The sequence below is a fragment of the Mycobacterium marseillense genome (genome assembly GCF_010731675.1).
Classification (GTDB): Bacteria; Actinomycetota; Actinomycetes; order Mycobacteriales; family Mycobacteriaceae; genus Mycobacterium; species Mycobacterium marseillense.
The window spans coordinates 4,903,265-4,925,410 of the sequence record NZ_AP022584.1; the positions used below are offsets into that span (position 1 = coordinate 4,903,265).

The window sequence follows — 22,146 nt, forward strand, 5'->3', positions numbered from 1 at the left end:
TCGCTCATGACATGACCTACGCGTATCCGGCGGACAGCGGGCGTGTCATGACGGTCGGGATCACGCCGTAACGGGGTCCGAGGTTCTTGCCCGAAGCGGCCGCGAGGCGGGGCAGCGAGCCCATGACGCTGGGCGGTACGTTTGCGCCGGCAAGGTTGATGGCGGGCAACGCCGACACGGCGCTGTGGGCGGCGGGAATGACGCTGGTCCAGCTCGCCGGCACGGCCAACGGCCCCAGCGCGGCCGCCTTGCCGAGGCTGCCGAAGATGCCAGATCCGAGCGATCCGATCGATCCGAGCGCTCCCGCGCCCGAACTGGCCGCGTTCGCCGCCCCGGAAGCGGCGGCCATGACTCCGTCGCCGGCGGCTTTGGCCAGGCCCTGCGCGGTCTGGGCGATGCCGAGGACGGAGGACATTCCGTACAGGGGGGTCGCCGCCGCCGAGAAGGCGCTGGGAATGGCGCCGGGGATACCGGACGCGAGGCCCGTCATGAGCGACGACGTGGCCGCGTCATTGGCCCCGGACCCGACGGTCCCAATGACATCGCCGGTGCCACCGCCGGTATCGGTGACACCCTCGGTGAGGAGGGTGGTCCCGGTCTTCATCGGTGAGGACAGCTGGTGCAGCGTGTTGGGGACCTTGGACACCACATTCGCCAGGTTCGCCTGCTCGGTCTCCGTGGTGGCCTTTTCGACCGCGGCGGCCTGCTGGGCGGTCGCGCTCTCGTTGGTCACGTTCGGCGCCGGGGCGAAGGGCGTCACGTCGCATGCGGCGGCCGAGCCCGCGGCGTACTCATACATCGCCGCGGCGTCCTGCGCCCACATCTCGCCGTATTCGGCTTCGGTGGCCGCGATGGCGGCGGTGTTCTGCCCGAAGAAGTTCGTCGCGACCAGCATCGCGAGCTGTGACCGGTTGGCCGCGACCGCCGGCGGCGGCACGGTCATCGCGAAAGCGGCCTCGAAAATCTCCACGGCGAGCCTGGCCTGACCCGCCGACTCGGCGGCCCGCGCGGCGGCCCCGGCCATCCACGCCATGTATGGCGCGTACGCGGAGGCCATCGCCAGCGAAGAGGGCCCCAGCCAGCGGCCCGTGGTCAAGCCGGCGATCACGGTGCGGTAGCAACTCGCCGCGGCGTGCAGTTCGGCGGCCAACGCGTCCCAAGCCACCGCGGCGGCCATGAGCGAGAAGGGGCCAGGACCTGCGTACATCCGCGTGGAGTTGACCTCCGGGGGAAGCGCTCCGAAGTCGATCATTTCAGGCCTGCCCCTCAGCGGATCGCGTCACGACCGCGGCAAAAGCACGCGCCTGGCATGCTCCAAGACCAACAAAATCGTAAAAGCCATACTGAAAGTATGGAAATAGCGCCATGCGGGAACTGCGAGTAATCGGTCCACGCTCGAAGGCCGTTAGTCCCCGGCTGTCAGTGCTGGAAGGCCCCGCGACTGGCGAGGAGGGGCGCGTGGCATCCATGCCCCCTCCCACCACGCGGCCCGAATAAGGCGTGGTGAGAGGGGGCATGTGCCTTCTCCTTCGTGTTATACGGACGGTCGAGACGATCCGAGGGCCTAATCAGACTGACGTACGCACAATAGCGTATAAAACATACTATAGGTTTGACAACACGCTGTGATGTGAACCTCAAGTATTTACACGAGCGTCAACCCGGACAGCCGTATGACTGCTAACCTCAGAAGTGGGCTAGAAATCTTGAGCGACGCGGATGCGTGTTCGCTCCCAATCTGCGAAGAACCGAGGTGTGTGTGCCCTGCTTGAGCAGAGCGTCAGTCGACGCAAGGGCGGGTGGCGCCGCCCGCGCCGTCACCCTCGGTGCCCATGCTTGCTCCCCGACTCCGGCCGCGAAGAACTGATTCTCGAACGCGATGACCACACATTCGACTGACGGACGAGCCGACGCGACCCGGCAACAGATTCTGCGGGCCGCGTCGCATCAGTTCGCCCGTCGGCCCTACCACGACGTCGGCCTCGACGACATTCTCGCCGAGGCCGAACTGACCAAGGGCGCAATGTATTTCCACTTCAAGTCGAAGCACGCGCTGGCGGTCGCCATCATCGAAAGTCAGGTGGAGACCGGCGCCGTCGCTGTCCGCGACCTGCTGACGCGCGGGCTCTCGGGCCTCGAGACGCTCATCGACTTCTCGTATCTGATCGCCATCCGCGACATCAAAATGGACCTCGTCAGGTCGGGACTGAACCTGATGGAGTCGGTCGGCCTGCCCGACGGATTCCAGGAGAAGTTGTTCGACCGCTGGATCAGAAACCTGGGCAAGGTCGCCGAGCAGGCCAAGGCCGAGGGCGACATCAATGAACAGTGCGACCCGCAGGACATCGGCCGCATGATGGTCTCCCTGCATATGGGACTGCGAAAGACCAGCAACCTGGACGACCCGGAACGGTTCCTCGGCGACTTGGAAAAGTGCTGGTCTTTGATGCTCACCGGGATACTGCAGCCGGACCGCACCGAATACTTCCGCCAATTCCTCAAGCGGCGTGCGGCGCTCGCCGTCAGCACCGGTTCAAACGATGACGACTCGCAGTAGTCGCCGGGGCGGGTCGCACGGTCCGGCCGCCGGCACCCTCGGCATCCTCGCGAAACGAGATGAGGGATCTGCGGATCCGACGAGACTTCGGAGGTACAGCGGCAATGCCGCGCCAGGTTCGGTCTGAAGCCACTCGGCAAAAAATCCTCGACGCCGCGATCGAAGTGTTCGGCGAGGTCGGGTACGCGGCCGCCGGATGGAGCACGATCATCGAGCGGACCGGCATGACCAAAGGTGCCCTCTATCATCACTTCGATTCGAAAGAATCGTTGGCCTCGAACATCATCGAGGAAGGGTCGGACGCGATCCTCAGCGCGTACCGAAATGTCTGCAAGTCGTCATCGCCGGGGATGGAAAACATCGTGCACGGCTCATTCACGATCATCGACGTGTTGGGCTCCGACAAAATGGCCCGGGCCGGCGCGCAATTGGCCACGGCGTTAAGCGGATTCAACGGGGCCGCCTCGCGCTTCTACGCCAACTTGGTGCTCGAGACCGCCCAGGAGGCCCGCCGCGCCGTCAAGGAGGGCGACCTTCGCAGCGATATCGAACCCGACGTGCTCAGCGCGTCGATCGTGGGGACGATATCGGGCACGCGGCTGATCGCGACCGCGATATCCAGCCACGGCAGGATCGGGGACGTCGTCGGTGACCCGTTCGCGCGGCTGCATCAGATATGGGAACTCCTGCTACCGGGCGTTGTCGCGGAAGCGTCGCTGCCCTACTTTCAGCAATTCCTGCGGCGCGAAGTGATGCGCCATACCGCGGCCAGCGCTCCCCGCGACGATGACACCACGGACCCGGAAACCAATTAGCTTTTGGTGAGAGCCGTTGCGGGACACCTTTTCGCGGTTGCCGCAACGGCGTTTCCGTTATTGCGGTTGAAGCGCTTTCAACAATGCATACTGTTCCGGTGATGTTCCGGAAAGCTCTCGGCCGAGCAATTGCACTCGCCGGTGTCGTCGGTTTCTTGGTGATGAATGCTCCGGCGGCATCATGGGGTGCGCCCGGCGATCCGGTCACCGCGACGGACTCGACGACGACGCTGACGTTGGCTGATCTCGGGTCTTCCTCCACGTTGGAGTTCTGGGGCCTGACCAACAACGTGCCGCTGACTCTGCCGGTGCTGCACGGGCTCACCCCGACTGCTCTGAACGCAACCGTCGAACTGCCGATCAATCTGCGGTCGGGGTTGATCACCGTCACGCAAGGCGATCGCACCATCGCGCGCGTGAACCTGCCGACCGCCGATCAGGCCCCGATCGTCATCCCGCTGACCGGAGCGGAGGTCATCGACGACTTTCTGAGCGTGACGGTGCGTACGTACTTGGTGCCGCTGGATGGATTCTGCTTGTACCCGGAGAGCCCGCTTCGACTGGCCAACGGAACCGTCACCTACACGGGGACCGAGCTGCCGCCCACCACCGTGGCGCATTTCTTGCCGCCCGTGCTGCGGAAACTGACCATCTACTTACCGCAATCGCCGTCAACAGCCGAGTCCGACACGGCAATCCGACTGGCCACCTCCACGGCGTCGCATTACGGCAAGCAGGCTCCCGACATCGTCGTGGTCCCGTTGCAGGAGGGCCAGGCGGGCCCACCGACGCCGCCGGCGGCGCTGGAACGCCAGGTCGTCGTCAAGGAGGGCCCGGATAACGGCCTTTCCCTCCAAGGCGCGACCGGCGTGCCATGGCTCCTGGTGTCCGGGCCGCTGGGCCAAACCGACGAGTCGAACACGGCCGTACTGTTCAGCGGCCTGTCGGAGCTGGCCTTTTCCTCCAGGGCTGCGGTGGAATCGCTGAAACCCACAGTGCAACTCGCGGGAGACACCGCCATGCTCCGCGAGCTGGGGCGCCCCTTCATCAACGCGACCTCCCTGCAACCGCGGGTGTCGATCGGACTGGACCAGACCCGATTTGGCAGGTCCATCCACGGCGTGCGCGTCCATCTGCTGGGTTCCTATACCCCGACGCCGAACAACATCGCCGGCCGGATCGCCGTCACCATCGGTCCCGAGACCATCGACCACTGGCCGACCGATGGCCATGGCAGCATCGACCACTGGATCGACGTGCCCGATCGGCTCCTGCAGCGCTACACCAACATCGAATTGGTGCTCGACGTCGCGAGCAATGTCGGGCATTGCGGAGACTTTTACACCGTGGGGCCCGGAAACCAGCTACTCACGTTGAACATCAACGGCGACAGCACTATTCAGAGCAGTGCTGCCGCGCCACCGATGCCGGACGGCCTTCAGTCGGTGCCGCAGACACTGATGCCCCGAGTGCAGGTGGGCATCGCAGAGCACTCCTTGATCGACACGGTGCGCGCGCTGGACATCATGGTGGGCCTGCAGCGGATGAGCTCCATGCCGATCGACACGACCGTCACCGGCATCAAGCAAGCGATCGATTCCGCCAATCCCGCACTACTGATTTCCGCCGACGGGTGGAATCAGTCCGACGTGACGCTCCCTGTGGCCGCGGGGCCCAGCGGCCCGATCACCGTCAACGCCGTCGGGTCCGGTGACAAGCCCGTCAAGCTCACCTTGGACCCGGTGCTGCGGTTCGCCTCTCTCCAAACGGTTTTCAACCACGGCCGGACACTGCTGGTCGCGACGTCCAACGGGGCGCCCGGGCAGCTTGATGAGCTGATCCGCTGGCTCAAGGGCGACGACAACAAGCACTGGCAGCGACTCAAAGGCGTTGCGGTGGTGTCGGTACCCGGACAAGATCCGGTGACCGTCGATCACCCGCCGTTGCCCGCCGGTGTGGCCGCCGCGGGATCCGGAGGCCATTCGGACCTCGACTGGCTGTGGTGGTTCGGCGCCGGGTGGGTCGCGGTGGCCATCGTCGGCGCAGGGGTGATCGTGTGGCGCGTCAGGCGCGAATCATGGCGGCGCCGATAGAGTTTGACTCCGCGGCGCGCCGCTGAGGGCGCCGCTAGTGCGCTTCTTCCCAGAGCTGCTCGGTCAGATCCTGGAACGCGGCCAGCGCGAACTGGTCATCCACCCGTCGCACTGCGGACTTGCTCATCATCGCGCGCACGACCGAGCCGTCCTTGTGCGCGAGCTCGACGACCATGTTCGCGAGGGCGTGGACGGTCGCTAGCAGCGATTCCGACGCCGGGGCCTGATGGAAGATCTGTTCGAACCGGAGCGACAGGGTTTCCTCCGGGTCGTAGCCCATCATGTCGGCAAACGCGGTGTTGGCGAACAAAATACTGCCGTCATCGCCGATGGCCAGCACCGGAACCGGAATGCGTTCCAGCACCACCAATGCGGGCAGCTCCCTCAAGGTCGTCATCGGCGATTGGCTCTGTTGCCGGTTCTGGCGTCGTTCCACAGCCCGATTATGGGCTATAGCAGAGGATATGTTGGGGGCTTTGCCCGACGGAGTTGACGATGTCGCTGAACTCGGTTGGTCCGCAACCGAATTGTTCGGCGTTTTCTGCGCGGTCAGTCGACCTGGTAGCGGGGGAACACACCCGTCGGGGGCGGCAGCTGCGTGCCGGGTGTCAGCCGCGCACCGACGGCGGCAAACGTTCGCCGGTCCTGCGGCTGCCCGAGCAGATCCAGCAGCGTGGCGGCGGATTCGGGCATGACCGGCTGGACCAGCAGCGCCGCGATGCGCACCGCCTCGCAGGTCACGTACAAGACCGTGCGGAACCGTCGCTGATCGGCCTCGGACTCGCTCTTGCGCAAGACCCAGGGCTGCTGCGCGGAGAAGTATCTGTTGGCCTCACCGAGCATCAGCCAGATCGCTTCGAGGGCCAGGTGCATCGCCTGCGATTCGAAACTGACGCGCAGGCGCTCCAACAAACCGTCGGCTGTCGCCAGTAGGTCGGTGTCGGCCTCGGTGAGTTCACCGGGTTCGGGCAGCACCCCGCCCAGGTTCTTGGCGATCATCGACAACGACCGCTGGGCCAGATTGCCCAGTTCATTGGCCAGATCGGTGTTGATCCGCGTGATGATGGCATCTTCGCTAAAACTGCCGTCCTGACCGAACGGAACCTCGCGCAAGAGGAAATAACGCACCTGATCCACGCCGAATGTGTCGATCAGGGCCACCGGGTCGACGACGTTGCCCACCGACTTGCTCATCTTCTCGCCGCGGTTGAGCAGGAATCCGTGCGCGAAAACCCTTCGCGGCAGCTCGATTCCGGCCGACATCAGAAACGCCGGCCAGTACACGGTGTGGAACCGGATGATGTCCTTGCCGATCATGTGCAGGTCGGCCGGCCAGTAGCGGCGGAACATCTCGGAGTCGGTGTCCGGATAGCCGACCCCGGTCAGGTAGTTGGTCAGCGCGTCGACCCAGACGTACATCACGTGGTCGGGGTGCTCGGGCACCTGCACGCCCCAGTCGAACGAGGTGCGCGAAATGGACAGATCGCGCAGTCCGCCCGCGACAAAACTGACGACCTCGTTGCGGCGCACCTCGGGCGCGATGAAGTCCGGGTTCGCCTCGTAGTGGGCCAGCAGCTTGTCGGCATACGCCGAGAGCCGGAAGAAGTAGGTCTGTTCCTCGGTCCAGGTCACCGGGGCGCCGGTCTCCACCGCCATCCGGGTCCCGTCGTCGAGGAGTCTGGTTTCCGATTCGACGAAGAACCGTTCATCGCGCACCGAGTACCAGCCCGAGTAGGTGTCCAGGTAAATGTCACCGGCGGCGGCCATCCGGCGCCAGATCTCTTTGGATGCCTCGTGGTGGTCGGGGTCGGTGGTGCGAATGAAGCGGTCGAAGGAGATATTCAACCGCTCCTGCAGGCGCTGGAACACATCGGAATTGCGCCGGGCCAACTCGGCCGTGCCGATGCCCTCGGCCGCCGCCGTCTCGACCATCTTGAGGCCGTGCTCGTCGGTGCCGGTCAGGAACCGCACGTCGAACCCGTCGAGCCGCTTGAACCGCGCGATCGCGTCGGTCGCGACGTATTCGTACGCGTGCCCGATGTGCGGATCGCCATTGGGGTAGGTGATTGCGGTGGTGACGTAATACGGCCTCATCGCAGTTCACCCTATTGTGTGCGCGTGAGTTCCAAACGCCAGCCGCCCCCGGCTCCCGAGCCCTTGAGCCCGCTCGTCGACGCGCACACCCACCTCGACGCGTGTGGCGCCACCGACGCCGAGGGGGTGCGGGCCATCGTCGACCGCGCCGCGGCGGTCGGGGTGCGCGCCGTGGTCACCATCGCCGACGACCTGGATTCGGCGCGCTGGGTCACCCGCGCCGCCGAATGGGACCCACGGGTCTATGCCGCGACGGCGCTGCACCCGACCCGCGCCGACGCGCTCACCGATGCCGCCCGCGCCGAAATCGAGCAACTGGTCAACCACCCCCGGGTGGTCGCGGTCGGCGAGACCGGCATGGACATGTATTGGCCCGGGCGGCTGGAAGGCTGCGCCGAGCCCGCCGTGCAGCGGGAGGCGTTCGCGTGGCACATCGATCTGGCGAAGCGGTGCGGCAAACCGCTGATGATCCACAATCGGGAGGCCGACGCGGAGGTGCTCGACGTGCTGGCCGCCGAGGGCGCCCCGGACGCGGTGATCTTCCACTGCTTTTCGTCGGACGCCGCCATGGCGCGGCGCTGCGTGGACGCCGGATGGCTGCTGAGTCTGTCCGGCACCGCCAGCTTCCGCAACGCCCGCGCCCTGCGCGAAGCCGTTCCGTTGATACCGCCGGAGCAGCTGCTGGTGGAAACCGATGCACCCTATTTGACGCCGCATCCTTACCGAGGGACGGCCAATGAGCCCTATTGCCTTCCTTATACTGTTCGGGCGATCGCCGAACTGGTGAATCGCCACCCGGAAGAGCTGGCTCAGGTCACGACGAGCAATGCTCGACGGGTGTACGGATTGGCCGCCGCTGGCGGCGACTGACCTGGCGATTCGTGTCACATCACCGGATTTGAGCCGCGTCAGAGTTGCCCAACATTGGCCAGTTCGTTACCGTCTTGTGATCGAACGGATGGGCCTACGGGCCCTTAATTTGTGACTTGCTGCTGACTGAGTGGGTTGTTGAGGGTTGGGTAACGCGCGTTGAGTGTATTGACAAAACTTCATCAGAATCCTTCGCCGATGTTGCGTCTCGTGGTCGGAGGGCTGCTGGTAGTCCTGGCATTCGCGGGCGGATATGCGATCTCGGTGTGCAAGACGGTGACGCTGACCGTCGACGGCGTCGCGATGCAGGTGAAGACCATGAAGTCTCGGGTGATCGACGTCGTCGAAGAGAACGGCTTCGTCATCGACGACCGTGACGACCTGTACCCCGCCGCCGATGTCGCGGTTCACGACGCCGGCAAGATCGTGCTCCGGCGCAGCCGCCCGTTGCAGATTTCGCTGGACGGCCACGACACCAAGCAGGTGTGGACCACGGCGTCCACCGTCGATGAGGCGCTGGCCCAGCTGGCGATGACCGACACCGCCCCGGCCGCGGCCAACCGCGGCAGCCGCGTCCCGCTGGCCGGGATGGCGCTGCCCGTCGTCAGCGCCAAGACCGTCCGCATCAACGACGGCGGTGCCGTGCGCACGGTGCATCTGGCGGCCCCGAACGTCGCGGGCCTGCTGAGCGCCGCCGGCGCACCGCTGCTCGAGAGCGACCAGGTGGTGCCTGCCGCGACGATGCCGATCACCGACGGAATGGAAGTCCAGGTGACTCGCAACCGCATCCAGCAGGTCACCGAGCGAATCCCGTTGCCGCCCAACGCGCGTCGGATCGAAGACCCGGAAATGAACATGAGCCGCCAGGTCGTCGAGGACCCGGGTAGCCCCGGCACGCAGGACGTCACCTTCTCGGTGGCCACCGTCAACGGGGTCGAGACCGGTCGGCTGCCGATCGCCAACACGGTGATCACGCCCGCCCGCGAATCGGTGGTCCGCATCGGCACCAAGCCCGGCACCGAGGTGCCTCCGGTCAGTGACGGCTCCATCTGGGATGCGATCGCCGGCTGTGAGGCCGGCGGAAACTGGGCGATCAACACCGGCAACGGGTATTACGGCGGTGTGCAGTTCGACCAGGGCACGTGGGAGCGCAACGGCGGGTTGCGGTTCGCCGCCCGCGCCGACCTCGCCACCCGCGAAGAGCAGATCACCGTCGCCGAGGTGACCCGAGAGCGCCAGGGTTGGGGCGCGTGGCCAGTGTGCAGCGGAAGAGCTGGTGCGCGCTGACCATCCGGCTACTCGGGCGCACCGAGATCAGGCGGCTGGCCAAAGAACTCGAGTTTCGGCCACGGAAATCGCTCGGCCAGAATTTCGTCCACGACGCCAACACGGTGCGACGAGTGGTGTCGACCTCCGGGATCGGCCGGTCTGACCACGTCCTGGAAGTCGGTCCCGGCCTCGGCTCGTTGACGCTCGCGCTCCTGGACCGAGGCGCCCCCGTCACCGCCGTCGAAATCGATCCCGTGCTGGCCGAGCGGTTGCCGCACACCATCGCCGAGCACTCGCACAGCGAAATCCAGCGCCTGACCGTGCTCAACCGCGACGTCTTGACCCTGCGCCGCGACGAACTGGACGTCCAGCCGACCGCCCTGGTCGCGAACCTGCCCTACAACGTCGCCGTCCCGGCGCTGTTGCACCTGCTCGCCGAGTTCCCGTCCATTCGGGTTGTCACGGTCATGGTGCAGGCCGAGGTCGCCGAACGCCTGGCCGCCGAACCCGGTGGCAAGGAGTACGGCGTGCCCAGCGTCAAGGTTCGCTTCTTCGGCAGGGTTCGCCGTTGCGGCACGGTCTCGCCGACCGTGTTCTGGCCGATTCCCCGCGTCTACTCCGGACTGGTGCGTATCGACCGGTACGCGACTTCGCCGTGGCCCACCGGAGAGGCTTTCCGGCGGCAGGTGTTCGAGCTGGTGGACATCGCCTTCGCGCAGCGCCGCAAGACCTGTCGAAACGCGTTCCTGGACTGGGCCGGCTCGGGCAACGAGTCGGCGGATCGATTGCTGGCCGCCAGCATCGATCCCGCGCGTCGCGGCGAGACGCTGTCCATCGACGACTTCGTGCGGTTGTTGCAGCGCTCCGCCGATCGCTCCCACAGCGCCGCCGGAACGAGCCCCCACACCGCGTCGGCCGGCTGAGGGCCGCTGCGTGTGATCGCCCCGCGGCAGCGATAGTCTGCTGCGGTGTCCGCGTCTGACGGCAATACCGCCGCGCAGTGGGTGCCCACCGGGTCGGTCACCGTTCGGGTGCCCGGAAAAGTCAACCTCTACCTGGCGGTCGGTGACCGCCGCGAGGACGGCTATCACGAGCTGACGACGATCTTCCAGGCCGTCTCGCTGCTCGACGAGCTGACGGTGCGCAACGCCGATGTGCTCTCGCTCGAGATCGTCGGCGAGGGCGCCGACAAACTGCCCACCGATGAACGCAACCTCGCCTGGCAGGCGGCGGAACTGATGGCCGAACACGTCGGCCGGGCGCCGGACGTTTCGATCATGATCGACAAGTCCATACCTGTGGCCGGCGGCATGGCCGGCGGCAGCGCCGACGCGGCGGCGGTGCTGGTCGCCATGAACTCGTTGTGGGAACTCAACGTGCCCCGCCGCGACCTGCGCATGCTCGCCGCGCGGCTGGGCAGCGACGTGCCGTTCGCGCTGCATGGCGGCACCGCGTTGGGCACCGGGCGCGGCGAGGAGCTGGCGACGGTGTTGTCGCGCAACACCTTCCACTGGGTTTTGGCGTTCGCCGACAGCGAGCTGCTCACACCGGCGGTCTTCACCGAACTGGACCGGCTGCGGGAGGCGGGGGATCCGCCGCGGCTGCCCGCGCCCGGGCCGGTGCTGGCCGCCCTGGCCGCCGGCGATGCCGAGCAACTGGCCCCCCTGTTGGGCAACGAGATGCAGGCGGCCGCGGTGAGCCTGAACCCCGGGCTGCGGCGCACGCTGCGCGCGGGCGTGGACGCCGGTGCGCTGGCGGGCATCGTGTCCGGCTCGGGCCCGACGTGTGCCTTCTTGTGCGCGTCGGCGGCCGCCGCCGTCGACGTCGGCACCGAGGTGTCCGGCGCGGGGGTGTGCCGCACGGTGCGGGTCGCCAGCGGGCCCGTGGTCGGGGCGCGCGTGGTCCCCACTCCGACCGAGGTGTGAAAATTTTCCCAATTTGCGCATTGGTTTGGCGCTTCCCTAAGAGGAGCTTAAGATAATGCGCGGTGACGGGAAGCGCTGAGCAAGATCACTTAATTCCATCGTCCGCCGGGAGCCCCGGCGGGCGATTAATGCATACGGCCCGACAAGATTTGTCGGGCCCGTTTCGCGCTTGTCGGCCGACCGGCCGCCGCCGTGGTGCGGCGCGCTGGGGCGCATCACCGATCCGAGACCTAACCGCCGCGCAACCGTGTTTACGTGCCTGCGGCGAAGTGTTACCCGGCGGGCGCAACATGAGATTTCGGGCGTTGGGACCAGGGCTGGAACCGAGGAGGTTTTTGTGAGCAGGTTTACCGAGAAGATGTACCGCAATGCCCGGTCCGTGACGACGGGCATGGTCACCGGTGAACCCCACGAGCCGGTCCGCCACACCTGGGGCGAGGTCCACGAGCGCGCGCGCCGTATCGCGGGTGGCCTGGCCGCCGCGGGCATCGGTCCCGGCGACGCGGTCGGCGTGCTCGCCGGCTTCCCGGTGGAGATCGCGCCGACGGCACAGGGCCTGTGGATGCGCGGGGCCAGCCTGACCATGCTGCACCAGCCCACGCCGCGCACCGACCTGGCCGTGTGGGCCGAGGACACCATGAACGTCATCGGCATGATCGAGGCGAAGGCCGTCGTCGTCTCGGAGCCGTTCCTGGTGGCCATTCCGGTACTCGAGGAGAAGGGCATCAAGGTCGTCACCGTCTCCGACCTGCTCGCGGCGGAGCCGATCGACCCCGTCGAGGTCGGCGAGGACGCACTGGCGCTGATGCAGCTGACGTCCGGTTCGACCGGATCGCCGAAGGCGGTGCAGATCACCCACCGCAACATCTACTCCAACGCCGAAGCGATGTTCATCGGCGCCCAGTACGACGTCGACAAGGACGTCATGGTGAGCTGGCTGCCCTGCTTCCACGACATGGGCATGGTCGGCTTCCTCACCATCCCGATGTTCTTCGGTGCCGAGCTGGTCAAGGTCACGCCGATGGACTTCCTGCGCGACACGTTGCTGTGGGCCAAGCTCATCGACAAGTACAAGGGCACCATGACCGCGGCGCCCAACTTCGCCTACGCGCTGCTAGCCAAGCGGCTGCGCCGGCAGGCCAAGGCCGGCGACTTCGACCTGTCGACGCTGCGCTTCGCGCTGTCGGGCGCCGAGCCCGTCGAACCCGCCGACGTCGAGGACCTGCTCGACGCCGGCAAGCCGTTCGGCCTGAAGACCTCGGCGATCCTGCCGGCCTACGGCATGGCCGAAACCACACTGGCCGTGTCGTTTTCGGAGTGCAACGCCGGTCTGGTCGTCGACGAGGTCGACGCCGACCTGCTGGCCGCCCTGCGCCGCGCGGTGCCCGCCACCAAGGGCAACACCCGCAGGCTGGCCACGCTCGGTCCGCTGCTGCAGGATCTCGAGGCGCGCATCATCGACGAGAACGGCGACGTGATGCCGCCCCGCGGTGTCGGCGTCATCGAGCTGCGCGGCGAGTCGCTGACCCCCGGCTATCTGACCATGGGCGGCTTCATCTCGGCCCAGGACGAGAACGGCTGGTATGACACCGGCGACCTCGGCTACCTGACCGAGGAGGGGCACGTGGTGGTGTGCGGCCGCGTCAAGGACGTCATCATCATGGCGGGCCGCAACATCTACCCGACCGACATCGAGCGCGCCGCCGGCCGCGTCGAGGGCGTGCGGCCCGGCTGCGCCGTCGCGGTGCGCCTGGACGCCGGCCATTCCCGCGAGACGTTCGCCGTGGCCGTCGAGTCCAACGCCTTCCAGGACCAGGCCGAGGTGCGTCGCATCGAGCACCAGGTCGCCCGCGAGGTGGTGGCGGAGGTCGACGTGCGGCCCCGCAACGTGGTGGTGCTCGGTCCGGGGACCATCCCGAAGACGCCATCGGGCAAGCTGCGCCGATCCAACTCGGTCACCCTGGTCACCTAAGCCGGCGAGCAGACACAAAAGCACGCAAAACCTCGGCGTGTCGGTGCTTTTGCGTCTGCTCGCGGCCCCTGGCTACCAGGCGTGCACGCGGTTCTGCGCGGGCTCTAACCCCAGTTCGATCAGCAATTCGGTGGCGTCCGCTGCCTGCTCGCAGATCGTCGGGACTTCGGCGCGCTCGGCGGCATTGAAGTTCTCCAGCACGAACGCCGCCGGGTCTTTGCGTCCCGGCGGACGGCCGATGCCGATGCGGACCCGCTGAAAGTCCTTGCTGCCCAACGCGTTAGCCAACGACCGCAGCCCGTTGTGGCCGCCCTCACCGCCGCCGATCTTGAGCCGGATGCGGCCGAAGTCCAAGTCGAGATCGTCGTGGATGACGATGATGTTGCCCGGCGTCACGGAGTAGAACTTCGCCAACGGGCCGACCTGGCGCCCGGATTCGTTCATGTAGCAGCGCGGCTTGGCCACGACCACCGAGTGCCCGACGAGACGGCCGCTGACGATCTCGGCGCCGGACCGCTTGTGCGCCTTGAACTTCGAACCCATCCGGGCCGCGAGCAGGTCGGCGACCATGAACCCGACATTGTGCCGGGTGCGGGCGTAATTGTCTCCGGGATTGCCCAGGCCGACGACCAGCAACGGCTCGGCCATGGTGGGATCCGCCTACTCGGACTCGGTTTCGGCGGCCTCTTCTTCGCCGGCCTCTTCGGCTTCGTCCTCGGCCGGCGCGGCCTCCTCGGTGACCTCACCCGCGCCCTCTTCGGCGAGCTCCTCGGCCGTCGGCGCATTAACCACGTTGACCACAAGCGATTCCGGGTCGGAGATCAGATTGACGCCCTTGGGCAATTCGATCTGTCCGGCGGTGAACTGGGTGCCGGGTTCGGTGCCCTCGACCGACACCGTCAGCTGCTCGGGGATCGACATTGCGTCGGCCTCGACCTCGATGGTGCTGGTTTCCTGGGTCACCAGCGTGCCGGGCGCGGCGTCGCCCTCGATGACGACGCGGACCTCGACGACGACCTTTTCGCCGCGCCGCACGACCAGCAGGTCGGCGTGCTGAATGGTGCGGCGGATGGGGTGGATGTCGAGCGACTTGGTCAGCGCCAGCTGCTCCTTGCCCTCGATGTCGAGGGTCAGCACCGCGTTGGTGCCGGCGTGGCGCAGCACGGCCGCGAAGTCATGGCCGGGCAGTTCGAGATGCTGGGGGTCGGCGCCGTGGCCGTAGAGGACGGCCGGGATCTTGCCGTCGCGGCGTGCTCGCCGGGACGCACCCTTGCCGGTCTCGGCTCGCACCGTGACCTTGAGCTGGTTGAGGGTTTTGGCAGCCATTGTGTCGCTCCTGTGTGTGCTCTGTGGTTCGGGGCACGGCCAGGTTCGCGACAGTTCGTCGGTCTCCGTCGATAACGGTGCTGGCCAGCCAGCCACCCTCGCCGTGACGCCCGGTCAGGGTAGCGCATGTGCACCTCAGAGGGGAAATTCGGTGCTGGGCGCCGGCCGGTCGTCGCTCGGAGGGGGCACAAGCCCCATCGCTTCGGCCAGGGACGCCTGAGGCCACCGAGGCCAACGTGTCGTCAGAGGGGGAATTGGGTCTTCGTGAGCTGCTCAGACAGCGCCCACAGAGCGGCTGCGGTGGACGCATCCTTGGCCCGCGGGCTGCGCCCCACCGGTTGGGTGCGGCCCAAATAGCCGAATCGCGGCCCGACGAAGGTGTCCCCGGGCAGATCCTGCGAGGCCGCATACAGGGTTTGCCGGGCGCCGAAATCGGCGTCGGTGGCGACCACTCGGGTCGCGGCCGACATCAGCGCGTCACCCAACTTGCGCCCCGAGGCGCCCTGCAAGTTGGTGTGCGAGTAGCCGGGGTGGGCCGCGATCGCACGCAGCGGGGATCCGGCCGCCGCCAGGCGTCGCTGCAGCTCGCTGGTGAACAGCAGGTTGGCGAGCTTGGACTGGCTGTAGGCCAGCCACGGCGAATACCGTCGCGTCTGCCAGTTCAGGTCGTCGAAGCTGATGCTTCCCGGCCAGTGCGCCATCGACGACACCGTCACGACCCGGTCGGTGAGCTTGGGCAGCAGCAGGTTCGTGAGCGCGAAGTGGCCCAGGTGGTTGGTGCCGATCTGGCTCTCGAAGCCGTCGACGGTCAGGGAGAACGGGGCCGCCATGATGCCGGCGTTGTTGATCAGGACGTCGGCCGTGCTCACCCCGTCGGCGAACCGGCGCACCGACGACAGGTCCTGCAGGTCGAGCTCGCGCACCTCGACCTGGCCGGCCATCGACCGCGCGGCGGTCTCGCCCTTGCGGATGTCGCGTACGGCCATGACGATCGTGGCCCCGCGGCGCGCCAGTTCGCGCGCGGTCACTGCGCCCAACCCGCTATTGGCGCCGGTGATGATGACGGTTCGTTCGGCGAACGACGGTAGATCTGCGGCGGTCCAACCAGTCATGGCTGACAACACTAATGGTCATGCGGCCTATTTGGCGGCGACGACGAATCCGCGGATGATCGCGTCGATGTCCGTCGACTCCGCGGCCGCTTGGTTGGCCAGGCTGGTGATGGTCAACTGCACCAGATAACGCTTGTGTTCCGGGGGCGGCCCGGTGGGGAGGACGATGCGGTTCCAGCTGTGTAGCCGCATGCCGTCGAGGTCGTAGCTGCCCTGGATCATCGACGACGGGAATCCGTTGTACGGCGCGCCCGAGGCGTCGAGCTGCTTGAAGTTCTCGAACAGGTGCGCGTCGTCGTTGCCGTGCTTGATGACTTGGGCCGGGTCGAAATCCCCGTTCAGCTGGAAGACCACCAGCCGTGCCGTCGGAAACTTGCCGTCCTTGGAGATGATCAACGTCTGCGGGGTGATGTTGGGACTGGTGAACGGCGCCCACCCCTGCGGCGTCGGGATCGAGATCGTCAGGCCGGGCACGTCTCCCGGTGCCACCGGCTGGCCGGTCACCCCGATGCTCTGCAGATACTGCGACAGAGGTACCGGCTTTTCCGTCGGGGTGGTGGTGGAGGTCGTCGGCGTCTTTGACAGAATCGATTGGTAGTCAGGGGCTTTCGGGGCGCACCCGGCGGCCGAGACCGCCAGAGCAACTATCGCGGCGGGCACCGCGCAGCTGCCGAACCGATTCACAGAATCTCGCGGACCGCGTCGATCGGACGGGCCAGCCGGGTGCCCTTCGGCGTGACGACGAAGGGTCGTTCGATCAGGATCGGGTGTTCGGCCATGGCGTCGAGCAACTGCTCGTCGGTCGCGTCGGCGAGATTGAGCTCCTCATACAGCGATTCGCGCTTGCGCACCGCGGTGCGCACGTCGATGCCCGCGTCGCGGATCATCTTCACCAGCTCGGCGCGCGATGGCGGGGTCTTCAGGTATTCGACAACCTCGGGCTCAAAGCCGCTGTCGCGCAACAGGTCCAGTGTCTTGCGGGAAGTGCTGCAGCGAGGGTTGTGGTAGATGACGGTGTCGGCCATTTAGGCGTCCCCGTCGAACAGTCCTGTGACCGAGCCGTTTTCGAACACGGCGCGGATGGTGCTGGCCAGCAGCGGCGCGATGGACAGGACCGTCAGCTGGGGGAACCGCTTCTCCTCGCCGATCGGCAGGGTGTTGGTCACGATCACTTCCCGGGCGCCGCAGGTGGCCAGCCGCTCGGCGGCCGGATCGGAGAGCACGCCGTGGGTGGCCGCGATGATCACGTCACCGGCCCCCTCGTCGCGCAGCAACTTGACCGCGCCGGCGATGGTGCCACCGGTGTCGATCATGTCGTCGATCAAGACGCAGGTGCGCCCCGCGACCTCACCGACGACGCGGTTGGACACCACCTGGTTGGGCACCCGCGGGTCGCGGGTCTTGTGGATGAAGGCCAGCGGAACGCCGCCCAACGCGTCGGCCCATTTCTCGGCGATGCGCACCCGGCCGGAGTCGGGGGAGACGACCACCATGTTGCCGTCGGGGTAGTTGTCGCGGATGTAGCCGGTGAGCAGGTTCTGCCCGCGCATGTGATCGACGGGCCCGTCGAAGAAGCCCTGGATCTGATCGGTGTGCAGGTCGACGGTCACGATCCGGTCGGCGCCGGCGGTCTTGAGCAGGTCGGCGACCAGGCGTGCCGAGATCGGTTCGCGGCCGCGGTGCTTTTTGTCCTGCCGGGCGTAGGGATAGAACGGCATGACGGCGGTGATCCGCTTGGCGCTGCCCCGCTTGAGGGCGTCGATCATGATGAGCTGTTCCATCAGCCAGTTGTTGACCGGGTCCGGGGCCGACTGCAACACGAAGGCGTCGCACCCGCGCACGGATTCGTGGAACCGCACGAAGATCTCCCCGTTGGCGAACTCGCGCGCGGTCTGCGCGGTGACGTGGACGTCGAGCTCCTTGGCCACCTGCTCGGCCAGCTCGGGGTGCGCCCGACCGGAGAAGAGCATCAAATTTTTGCGGTTATCGGTCCAGTCGTGGCTCACCGTGCTGCCCTTGCCGTTCGGATCCCAATGGAAGTGCCCATCGTACGAAGCGAATCGTACGGAAATGTGGCCGGGTTGCCAGCAACCGACGTCACGGTGTCTGTTCGGCTTCCGCGGCGGGCGGCTGGCCGGTGGCCTTCTCGGCGGCCTCGGCCGCCTGCGCGGCCGCGCTGCCGGGGCGCTTGCGGTGCACCCAGCCCTCGATGTTGCGTTGCGGACCTGCGGAGACTGCCAGCGTTCCCGGCGGGACGTCGTTGCGTACCACGGTGCCCGCGCCGGTGTAGGCGCCGTCGCCGACCGTCACCGGGGCCACGAACATCGTGTCCGACCCGGTGCGGACGTGCGAACCGATGGTGGTCCGCCGCTTGGATTCGCCGTCGTAGTTGACGAACACGCTGGACGCGCCGATGTTGCTGTGCTCGCCGATGTCGGCGTCCCCGACGTAGGTCAGGTGCGGCACTTTGGAGCCGGTGCCGATCGTGGAGTTCTTGGTCTCGACGAACGCGCCCAGCTTGCCGTCGTCGCCCAGCATGGTGCCGGGCCGCAGGTAGGTGAACGGGCCGACGGTCGCGCCGGCGCCGATCGACGACGAGGTGCCGTGCGTCCGGACCACCGAGGCGCCGTCGCCGACGCTGACATCGGTCAGGGTGGTGTCCGGGCCGACGACACAGTGCCCGCCGACCTGGGTGCGGCCCAGCAGCTGAGTCCCGGGGTGGACGACGGTGTCGCGGCCGATCGTGACGTCGACGTCGATCCAGGTGGTGGCGGGGTCGACGATGGTGACGCCGGCCATCTGGTGGGCGGCGACGACGCGGCGGTTGAGCTCGGCGCCCAGCTGCGCGAGCTGGACCCGGTTGTTGACGCCGGCCACCAGCGCGCTGTCGTCGACGTGGCGGGCTTGGATGGCCAGGCCGTCGCCCCGCAGGATCGCGATGACGTCGGTCAGGTACAGCTCCTGCTGGGCGTTGTTGGAGCTCAACCGGCTCAGCGCCGAGCGCAGCGCCGCGATGTCGAAGGCGTACACGCCGGCGTTGACCTCCCGGATCTCGCGCTGGGATCCGCTGGCGTCGGCGTGCTCCACGATCGCCGTGACCTCGTCGTCCTGGGTGCGCAGGATGCGGCCGTAGCCGCTGGGGTCGCTCACCGTCGTGGTCAGGACCGTGGCGGCCGCCCCTTGACCCGACGCCGCCGCGCTGTGGGCGGCGATGAGGTCGGCCAGGGTGTCGGCGTCCAGCAGTGGGGTGTCGCCGGAGGTGACGACGACCAACCCCGCGTAGTCGTCGGGCAGCGCGGACAGGCCGCACAGGACGGCGTCGCCGGTGCCCCGCGGCCGCTCCTGCAGGGCTACCTCGATGGGGCGGCCGAGGGCGTCTGCCCAGTCGGCGACCAGCGGGGCGATGCGCTCGTGATCGTGGCCCAACACCACGGTGAGGTGCTGCGGCGCCACCTTGGTGATCGCGTGCAGGAGGTGGGCCAGCATGCTGCGCCCGCCGAGGGTGTGCAGCACCTTCGGGGTGTCCGACCGCATCCGGGTGCCGGGCCCGGCCGCCAGCACCACGACCGCGGTGTCGCCTTGGATTGTCATCAAGCCTCCTCGGCGTCCTCGGCGCGAGCGTGCGTGTCGGTACAACGACACGCCGTCAAGCGTGTCATTTTGTGCACCCTCGCGGCAAAGGGCTCACAAGCTGAGCTCCGTCGCCAGGACTCGAACCTGAACTATCTGAACCAAAATCAGAGGTGCTGCCGATTACACCACGACGGATCGCCAAGAAGACTTTAGTCGGATGACGATGCGGGGCGCTTGCGGCCCGAGGAGGAATCCGACAACTTCGGCCTAGTCGGATGACGATGCGGGGCGCTTGCGGCCCGAGGAGGAATCCGACAACTTCGGCCTAGTCGGATGACGATGCGGGGCGCTTGCGGCCGCTGAACCGCCCACCGCCCGATACGCTGATTGACGTGGCCGTGCTGGACCCCCAAGCGCAAAAGGAACCGGACAAAGAGGTGCGGGCGCCGCGCGCGCGGATGACCGGCACCGAACGCCGACAACAACTCGTCGGCATCGCGCGTTCGCTGTTCGCCGAGCGCGGGTATGAAGGCACGTCGATCGAGGAGATCGCGCTGCGGGCCAACGTGTCCAAGCCGGTCGTCTACGAGCATTTCGGGGGCAAAGAGGGCCTGTATGCCGTGGTCGTCGACCGGGAGATGTCGGCGCTGCTCGACGGCATCACCTCCTCGCTGACCAACAACCGCTCCAGGGTGCGGGTCGAGCGGGTGGCCCTGGCCCTGCTCACCTACGTCGAAGAGCGCACCGACGGTTTCCGGATCATGATCCGCGACTCGCCGGCCGCGATCAGCTCGGGCACCTACTCGAGCCTGCTCAACGACGCCGTCAACCAGGTCAGCTCGATCCTGGCCGGTGATTTCTCCCGTCGCGGCCTGGACCCCGGGCTGGCGCCGCTATACGCCCAGGCTTTGGTGGGGTCGGTGTCGATGACCGCGCAGTGGTGGCTCGACACCCGCGAGCCCAAGAAAGAAGTGGTGGCCGCCCACCTGGTCAACCTCATGTGGAACGGGCTGATCGGGTTGGAAGCCGATCCCCGGCTGCAGGACGAGTAGACGGCGTCGCGGGCGTAACGCCACGGCGAAAATCGGCCGGAATTTCCGCCGTGGCGTTACGCCCGGCGAGCGGCCCGCGACGGGCTAACCGCAGTCGCGCGCCAGCAGGTCGGCGACCGTCTCGCGGCGAACAAGTTCGCGGGCCCGGCCATCCTTGACGGCCACCAACGACGGCCGGCCGACCATGTTGTAGTTGGACGGCATGCTGTGGTGGTAGGCGCCGGTGCAGGCCACGGCCAGTAGGTCGCCCGGGCGCAGATCCGCCGGCAGCTCGATGTCGCGGGCGATCTCGTCGCCGGATTCACAGTGCCGGCCGGCCACCGTCACGCGCTGCTTGAGACCCAGCGGATGCCGGTTGGCCAGCGCAACGGCGTACTGCGCGCCGTACAGCGACACCCGCGGGTTGTCGCTCATGCCGCCGTCGACGGCGACGAAGGTGCGGCCGCCGAATTGCGTCTTCACCGAGCGCACCCGGTACAGCGTCACGCCGGCGCGGCCGCTGATTGCCCGGCCCGGTTCCACCACGATCTGCGGGCGGGGGAACTGCTCGGCGGCGCAGGCCTCGTCGAGGGCGTTCTCGATCACCGCGGCCAGCTCGTCGAGATCCAGCTCGCGATCGCCGGGGACGTACGGGATCGCATGTCCGCCACCGATATTCAGCTCGGTGAGGATGACGCCGTGCCGGGCCCGGATATCGGCCATCGCGGCGATCATCCGCCGGATCGCCTCGCCGTACAGGGCGGCGTCGCTGACCTGCGAGCCGATGTGGCAGTGCAGGCCGACGAGATCGAGGATGGGGTGCGCGAGCACGCGTGTCACCGCGTCGGCGGCGTGGTCGCCGGCGAGGGTGAAGCCGAACTTCTGGTCGCTGACGCCGGTGGTGACGGCGCGGTGCCCGTGGATGTCGATGTCGGGGGTCACCCGGATGAGCACGGGCTGGCGCCGCCGCGCCAGGCCGGCGAGGTAGGCGATCTCCATGCAGGAGTCCAGCACGATTCGCCCCACCCCGGCGCGCACGGCGTCGCGCAGCTCCTCGGGTGATTTGGCGTTGCCGTGCATGACGATGCGGGCCGGGTCGACGCCACCGGCCAAGGCCGTGGCCAGTTCACCGGCCGAGCAGACGTCGACGCCGAGACCCTCTTCGCGGGCCCAGCGGGCCACCGCGGTGCTCAGCAGCGACTTGCCGGCGTAGACAACCTCGACCCCGCGCAGGGCGCGGCGATAGCGGCGGGCGCGATGCCGAAAGTCGGTTTCGTCGATGACGTAAGCCGGGGTGTTGAACTCGTCGGCGATATCGGCCAGCGCTACACCGCCGACGCAGAGCCTGCCCTCCTCGTCGGGGTGGGTGGTGAGGGGCCAGATCGCCGGGTCGAAGCGCGGTGGAGCCGCGTGACCAAGGGACGGCAGAATGTCCAGCAATGTCATGAATCCAACGTGCGTCCGCGGCCGCTCGCGTGGTGTTTTCTTGACGATCCTTTGACGACGCCG

Annotated in this window: 20 protein-coding genes and 1 tRNA gene; 9 read left to right on the forward strand and 12 right to left on the reverse strand. The window is 67.3% G+C overall.

Translation table 11 applies throughout. The features are described 5' to 3' along the window. Positions 1-16: 16 nt before the first annotated feature. Positions 17-1,252: a PPE family protein gene (locus G6N26_RS22990; protein WP_067167693.1), complete on the reverse strand. Its 1,236-nt coding sequence runs from the start codon at positions 1,250-1,252 to the stop codon at positions 17-19. A 627-nt stretch (positions 1,253-1,879) separates the two neighbouring features. Between G6N26_RS22990 and G6N26_RS22995 the strand changes: the two genes are divergently transcribed. The 3 genes from G6N26_RS22995 to G6N26_RS23005 all read left to right on the forward strand — a co-directional run bounded on the left by G6N26_RS22995 (position 1,880) and on the right by G6N26_RS23005 (position 5,465). Then, positions 1,880-2,557 (forward strand): TetR/AcrR family transcriptional regulator, encoded by a 678-nt coding sequence (locus tag G6N26_RS22995; RefSeq protein WP_067167691.1) that lies wholly within the window; start codon positions 1,880-1,882, stop codon positions 2,555-2,557. 104 nt (positions 2,558-2,661) lie between these two features. Continuing rightward, positions 2,662-3,372, forward strand: coding sequence for a TetR/AcrR family transcriptional regulator (locus G6N26_RS23000; protein ID WP_067167688.1), 711 nt, complete (start codon positions 2,662-2,664; stop codon positions 3,370-3,372). A gap of 83 nt (positions 3,373-3,455) precedes the next feature. After that, positions 3,456-5,465, forward strand: a complete 2,010-nt coding sequence (locus G6N26_RS23005) for a hypothetical protein (protein WP_083018714.1) — start codon at positions 3,456-3,458, stop codon at positions 5,463-5,465. A gap of 34 nt (positions 5,466-5,499) precedes the next feature. Here the strand turns inward: G6N26_RS23005 and G6N26_RS23010 are convergent, their stop codons facing one another. Then, on the reverse strand, positions 5,500-5,862 hold the full coding sequence (locus G6N26_RS23010; protein ID WP_067167684.1) for a PAS domain S-box protein: 363 nt from the start codon (positions 5,860-5,862) through the stop codon (positions 5,500-5,502). A gap of 152 nt (positions 5,863-6,014) precedes the next feature. Continuing rightward, positions 6,015-7,559, reverse strand: a complete 1,545-nt coding sequence (metG, locus tag G6N26_RS23015; protein WP_083018712.1) for a methionine--tRNA ligase — start codon at positions 7,557-7,559, stop codon at positions 6,015-6,017. An 18-nt stretch (positions 7,560-7,577) separates the two neighbouring features. Here metG and G6N26_RS23020 point away from each other — a divergent pair, with 18 nt between their 5' ends. From G6N26_RS23020 to G6N26_RS23045, 5 genes are all read left to right on the forward strand, one after another. Then, positions 7,578-8,429 (forward strand): TatD family hydrolase, encoded by an 852-nt coding sequence (locus tag G6N26_RS23020; RefSeq protein ID WP_083018710.1) that lies wholly within the window; start codon positions 7,578-7,580, stop codon positions 8,427-8,429. Positions 8,430-8,588: 159 nt separating this feature from the next. Next, entirely contained in the window at positions 8,589-9,716 is a 1,128-nt protein-coding gene (locus G6N26_RS23025) for a resuscitation-promoting factor (protein ID WP_197746759.1), read from the forward strand. Beyond that, complete coding sequence (gene rsmA / locus G6N26_RS23030; RefSeq protein ID WP_067168351.1) at positions 9,680-10,621, forward strand: 16S rRNA (adenine(1518)-N(6)/adenine(1519)-N(6))-dimethyltransferase RsmA; 942 nt, start codon at positions 9,680-9,682, stop codon at positions 10,619-10,621. Before G6N26_RS23025 ends, rsmA begins: the two co-directional genes overlap by 37 nt. Before the next feature lie 45 nt (positions 10,622-10,666). Further along, positions 10,667-11,623 (forward strand): 4-(cytidine 5'-diphospho)-2-C-methyl-D-erythritol kinase, encoded by a 957-nt coding sequence (locus tag G6N26_RS23035; RefSeq protein ID WP_083018708.1) that lies wholly within the window; start codon positions 10,667-10,669, stop codon positions 11,621-11,623. Positions 11,624-11,960: 337 nt separating this feature from the next. Continuing rightward, the gene (locus G6N26_RS23045; protein ID WP_067170442.1) at positions 11,961-13,595 is read left to right on the forward strand and encodes a fatty acyl-AMP ligase; all 1,635 of its coding nucleotides are present in this window, start codon (positions 11,961-11,963) and stop codon (positions 13,593-13,595) included. A gap of 72 nt (positions 13,596-13,667) precedes the next feature. On the opposite strand, the gene pth is transcribed toward G6N26_RS23045, so the two are convergent. The 8 genes from pth to G6N26_RS23085 form a co-directional block, all read right to left on the reverse strand. Further along, positions 13,668-14,243, reverse strand: a complete 576-nt coding sequence (gene pth, locus G6N26_RS23050; protein ID WP_083018707.1) for an aminoacyl-tRNA hydrolase — start codon at positions 14,241-14,243, stop codon at positions 13,668-13,670. A gap of 12 nt (positions 14,244-14,255) precedes the next feature. Next, positions 14,256-14,921 carry a 50S ribosomal protein L25/general stress protein Ctc gene (locus tag G6N26_RS23055; RefSeq protein ID WP_067170448.1) on the reverse strand — a complete coding sequence of 222 codons (666 nt, stop codon included), beginning with the start codon at positions 14,919-14,921 and terminating at the stop codon, positions 14,256-14,258. Positions 14,922-15,163: 242 nt separating this feature from the next. Further along, complete coding sequence (locus G6N26_RS23060) at positions 15,164-16,033, reverse strand: oxidoreductase (RefSeq protein WP_067170450.1); 870 nt, start codon at positions 16,031-16,033, stop codon at positions 15,164-15,166. Positions 16,034-16,060: 27 nt separating this feature from the next. Next, positions 16,061-16,717, reverse strand: a complete 657-nt coding sequence (locus G6N26_RS23065; RefSeq protein WP_067170452.1) for an LpqN/LpqT family lipoprotein — start codon at positions 16,715-16,717, stop codon at positions 16,061-16,063. Next, complete coding sequence (gene arsC / locus G6N26_RS23070) at positions 16,714-17,058, reverse strand: arsenate reductase (glutaredoxin) (protein WP_083018705.1); 345 nt, start codon at positions 17,056-17,058, stop codon at positions 16,714-16,716. The genes G6N26_RS23065 and arsC overlap by 4 nt, the downstream gene beginning before the upstream one ends. Next, positions 17,059-18,039 carry a ribose-phosphate diphosphokinase gene (locus G6N26_RS23075; RefSeq protein WP_067170458.1) on the reverse strand — a complete coding sequence of 327 codons (981 nt, stop codon included), beginning with the start codon at positions 18,037-18,039 and terminating at the stop codon, positions 17,059-17,061. A gap of 91 nt (positions 18,040-18,130) precedes the next feature. Next, the gene (gene glmU / locus G6N26_RS23080; RefSeq protein WP_083018767.1) at positions 18,131-19,624 is read right to left on the reverse strand and encodes a bifunctional UDP-N-acetylglucosamine diphosphorylase/glucosamine-1-phosphate N-acetyltransferase GlmU; all 1,494 of its coding nucleotides are present in this window, start codon (positions 19,622-19,624) and stop codon (positions 18,131-18,133) included. Positions 19,625-19,729: 105 nt separating this feature from the next. Beyond that, positions 19,730-19,801, reverse strand: a tRNA-Gln gene (locus tag G6N26_RS23085). 263 nt (positions 19,802-20,064) lie between these two features. Between G6N26_RS23085 and G6N26_RS23090 the strand changes: the two genes are divergently transcribed. Beyond that, positions 20,065-20,658 (forward strand): TetR/AcrR family transcriptional regulator, encoded by a 594-nt coding sequence (locus tag G6N26_RS23090; RefSeq protein ID WP_131813324.1) that lies wholly within the window; start codon positions 20,065-20,067, stop codon positions 20,656-20,658. Between the two features lie 84 nt (positions 20,659-20,742). On the opposite strand, the gene lysA is transcribed toward G6N26_RS23090, so the two are convergent. Then, on the reverse strand, positions 20,743-22,083 hold the full coding sequence (gene lysA, locus G6N26_RS23095) for a diaminopimelate decarboxylase (RefSeq protein WP_083018703.1): 1,341 nt from the start codon (positions 22,081-22,083) through the stop codon (positions 20,743-20,745). Positions 22,084-22,146 lie beyond the last annotated feature (63 nt).

Bases quoted from the DNA above. Each gene is read 5' to 3' on its own strand.
- G6N26_RS22990 (WP_067167693.1), bottom strand. From the start codon at position 1,252: ATGATCGACTTCGGAGCGCTTCCCCCGGAGGTCAACTCCACGCGGATG.
- lysA (WP_083018703.1), bottom strand. From the start codon at position 22,083: ATGACATTGCTGGACATTCTGCCGTCCCTTGGTCACGCGGCTCCACCG.
- G6N26_RS23055 (WP_067170448.1), bottom strand. From the start codon at position 14,921: ATGGCTGCCAAAACCCTCAACCAGCTCAAGGTCACGGTGCGAGCCGAG.
- pth (WP_083018707.1), bottom strand. From the start codon at position 14,243: ATGGCCGAGCCGTTGCTGGTCGTCGGCCTGGGCAATCCCGGAGACAAT.
- G6N26_RS23060 (WP_067170450.1), bottom strand. From the start codon at position 16,033: ATGACTGGTTGGACCGCCGCAGATCTACCGTCGTTCGCCGAACGAACC.
- glmU (WP_083018767.1), bottom strand. From the start codon at position 19,624: ATGACAATCCAAGGCGACACCGCGGTCGTGGTGCTGGCGGCCGGGCCC.
- G6N26_RS23090 (WP_131813324.1), top strand. From the start codon at position 20,065: ATGACCGGCACCGAACGCCGACAACAACTCGTCGGCATCGCGCGTTCG.
- G6N26_RS23010 (WP_067167684.1), bottom strand. From the start codon at position 5,862: ATGACGACCTTGAGGGAGCTGCCCGCATTGGTGGTGCTGGAACGCATT.
- G6N26_RS23000 (WP_067167688.1), top strand. From the start codon at position 2,662: ATGCCGCGCCAGGTTCGGTCTGAAGCCACTCGGCAAAAAATCCTCGAC.
- G6N26_RS22995 (WP_067167691.1), top strand. From the start codon at position 1,880: ATGACCACACATTCGACTGACGGACGAGCCGACGCGACCCGGCAACAG.
- metG (WP_083018712.1), bottom strand. From the start codon at position 7,559: ATGAGGCCGTATTACGTCACCACCGCAATCACCTACCCCAATGGCGAT.
- G6N26_RS23005 (WP_083018714.1), top strand. From the start codon at position 3,456: ATGCATACTGTTCCGGTGATGTTCCGGAAAGCTCTCGGCCGAGCAATT.
- arsC (WP_083018705.1), bottom strand. From the start codon at position 17,058: ATGGCCGACACCGTCATCTACCACAACCCTCGCTGCAGCACTTCCCGC.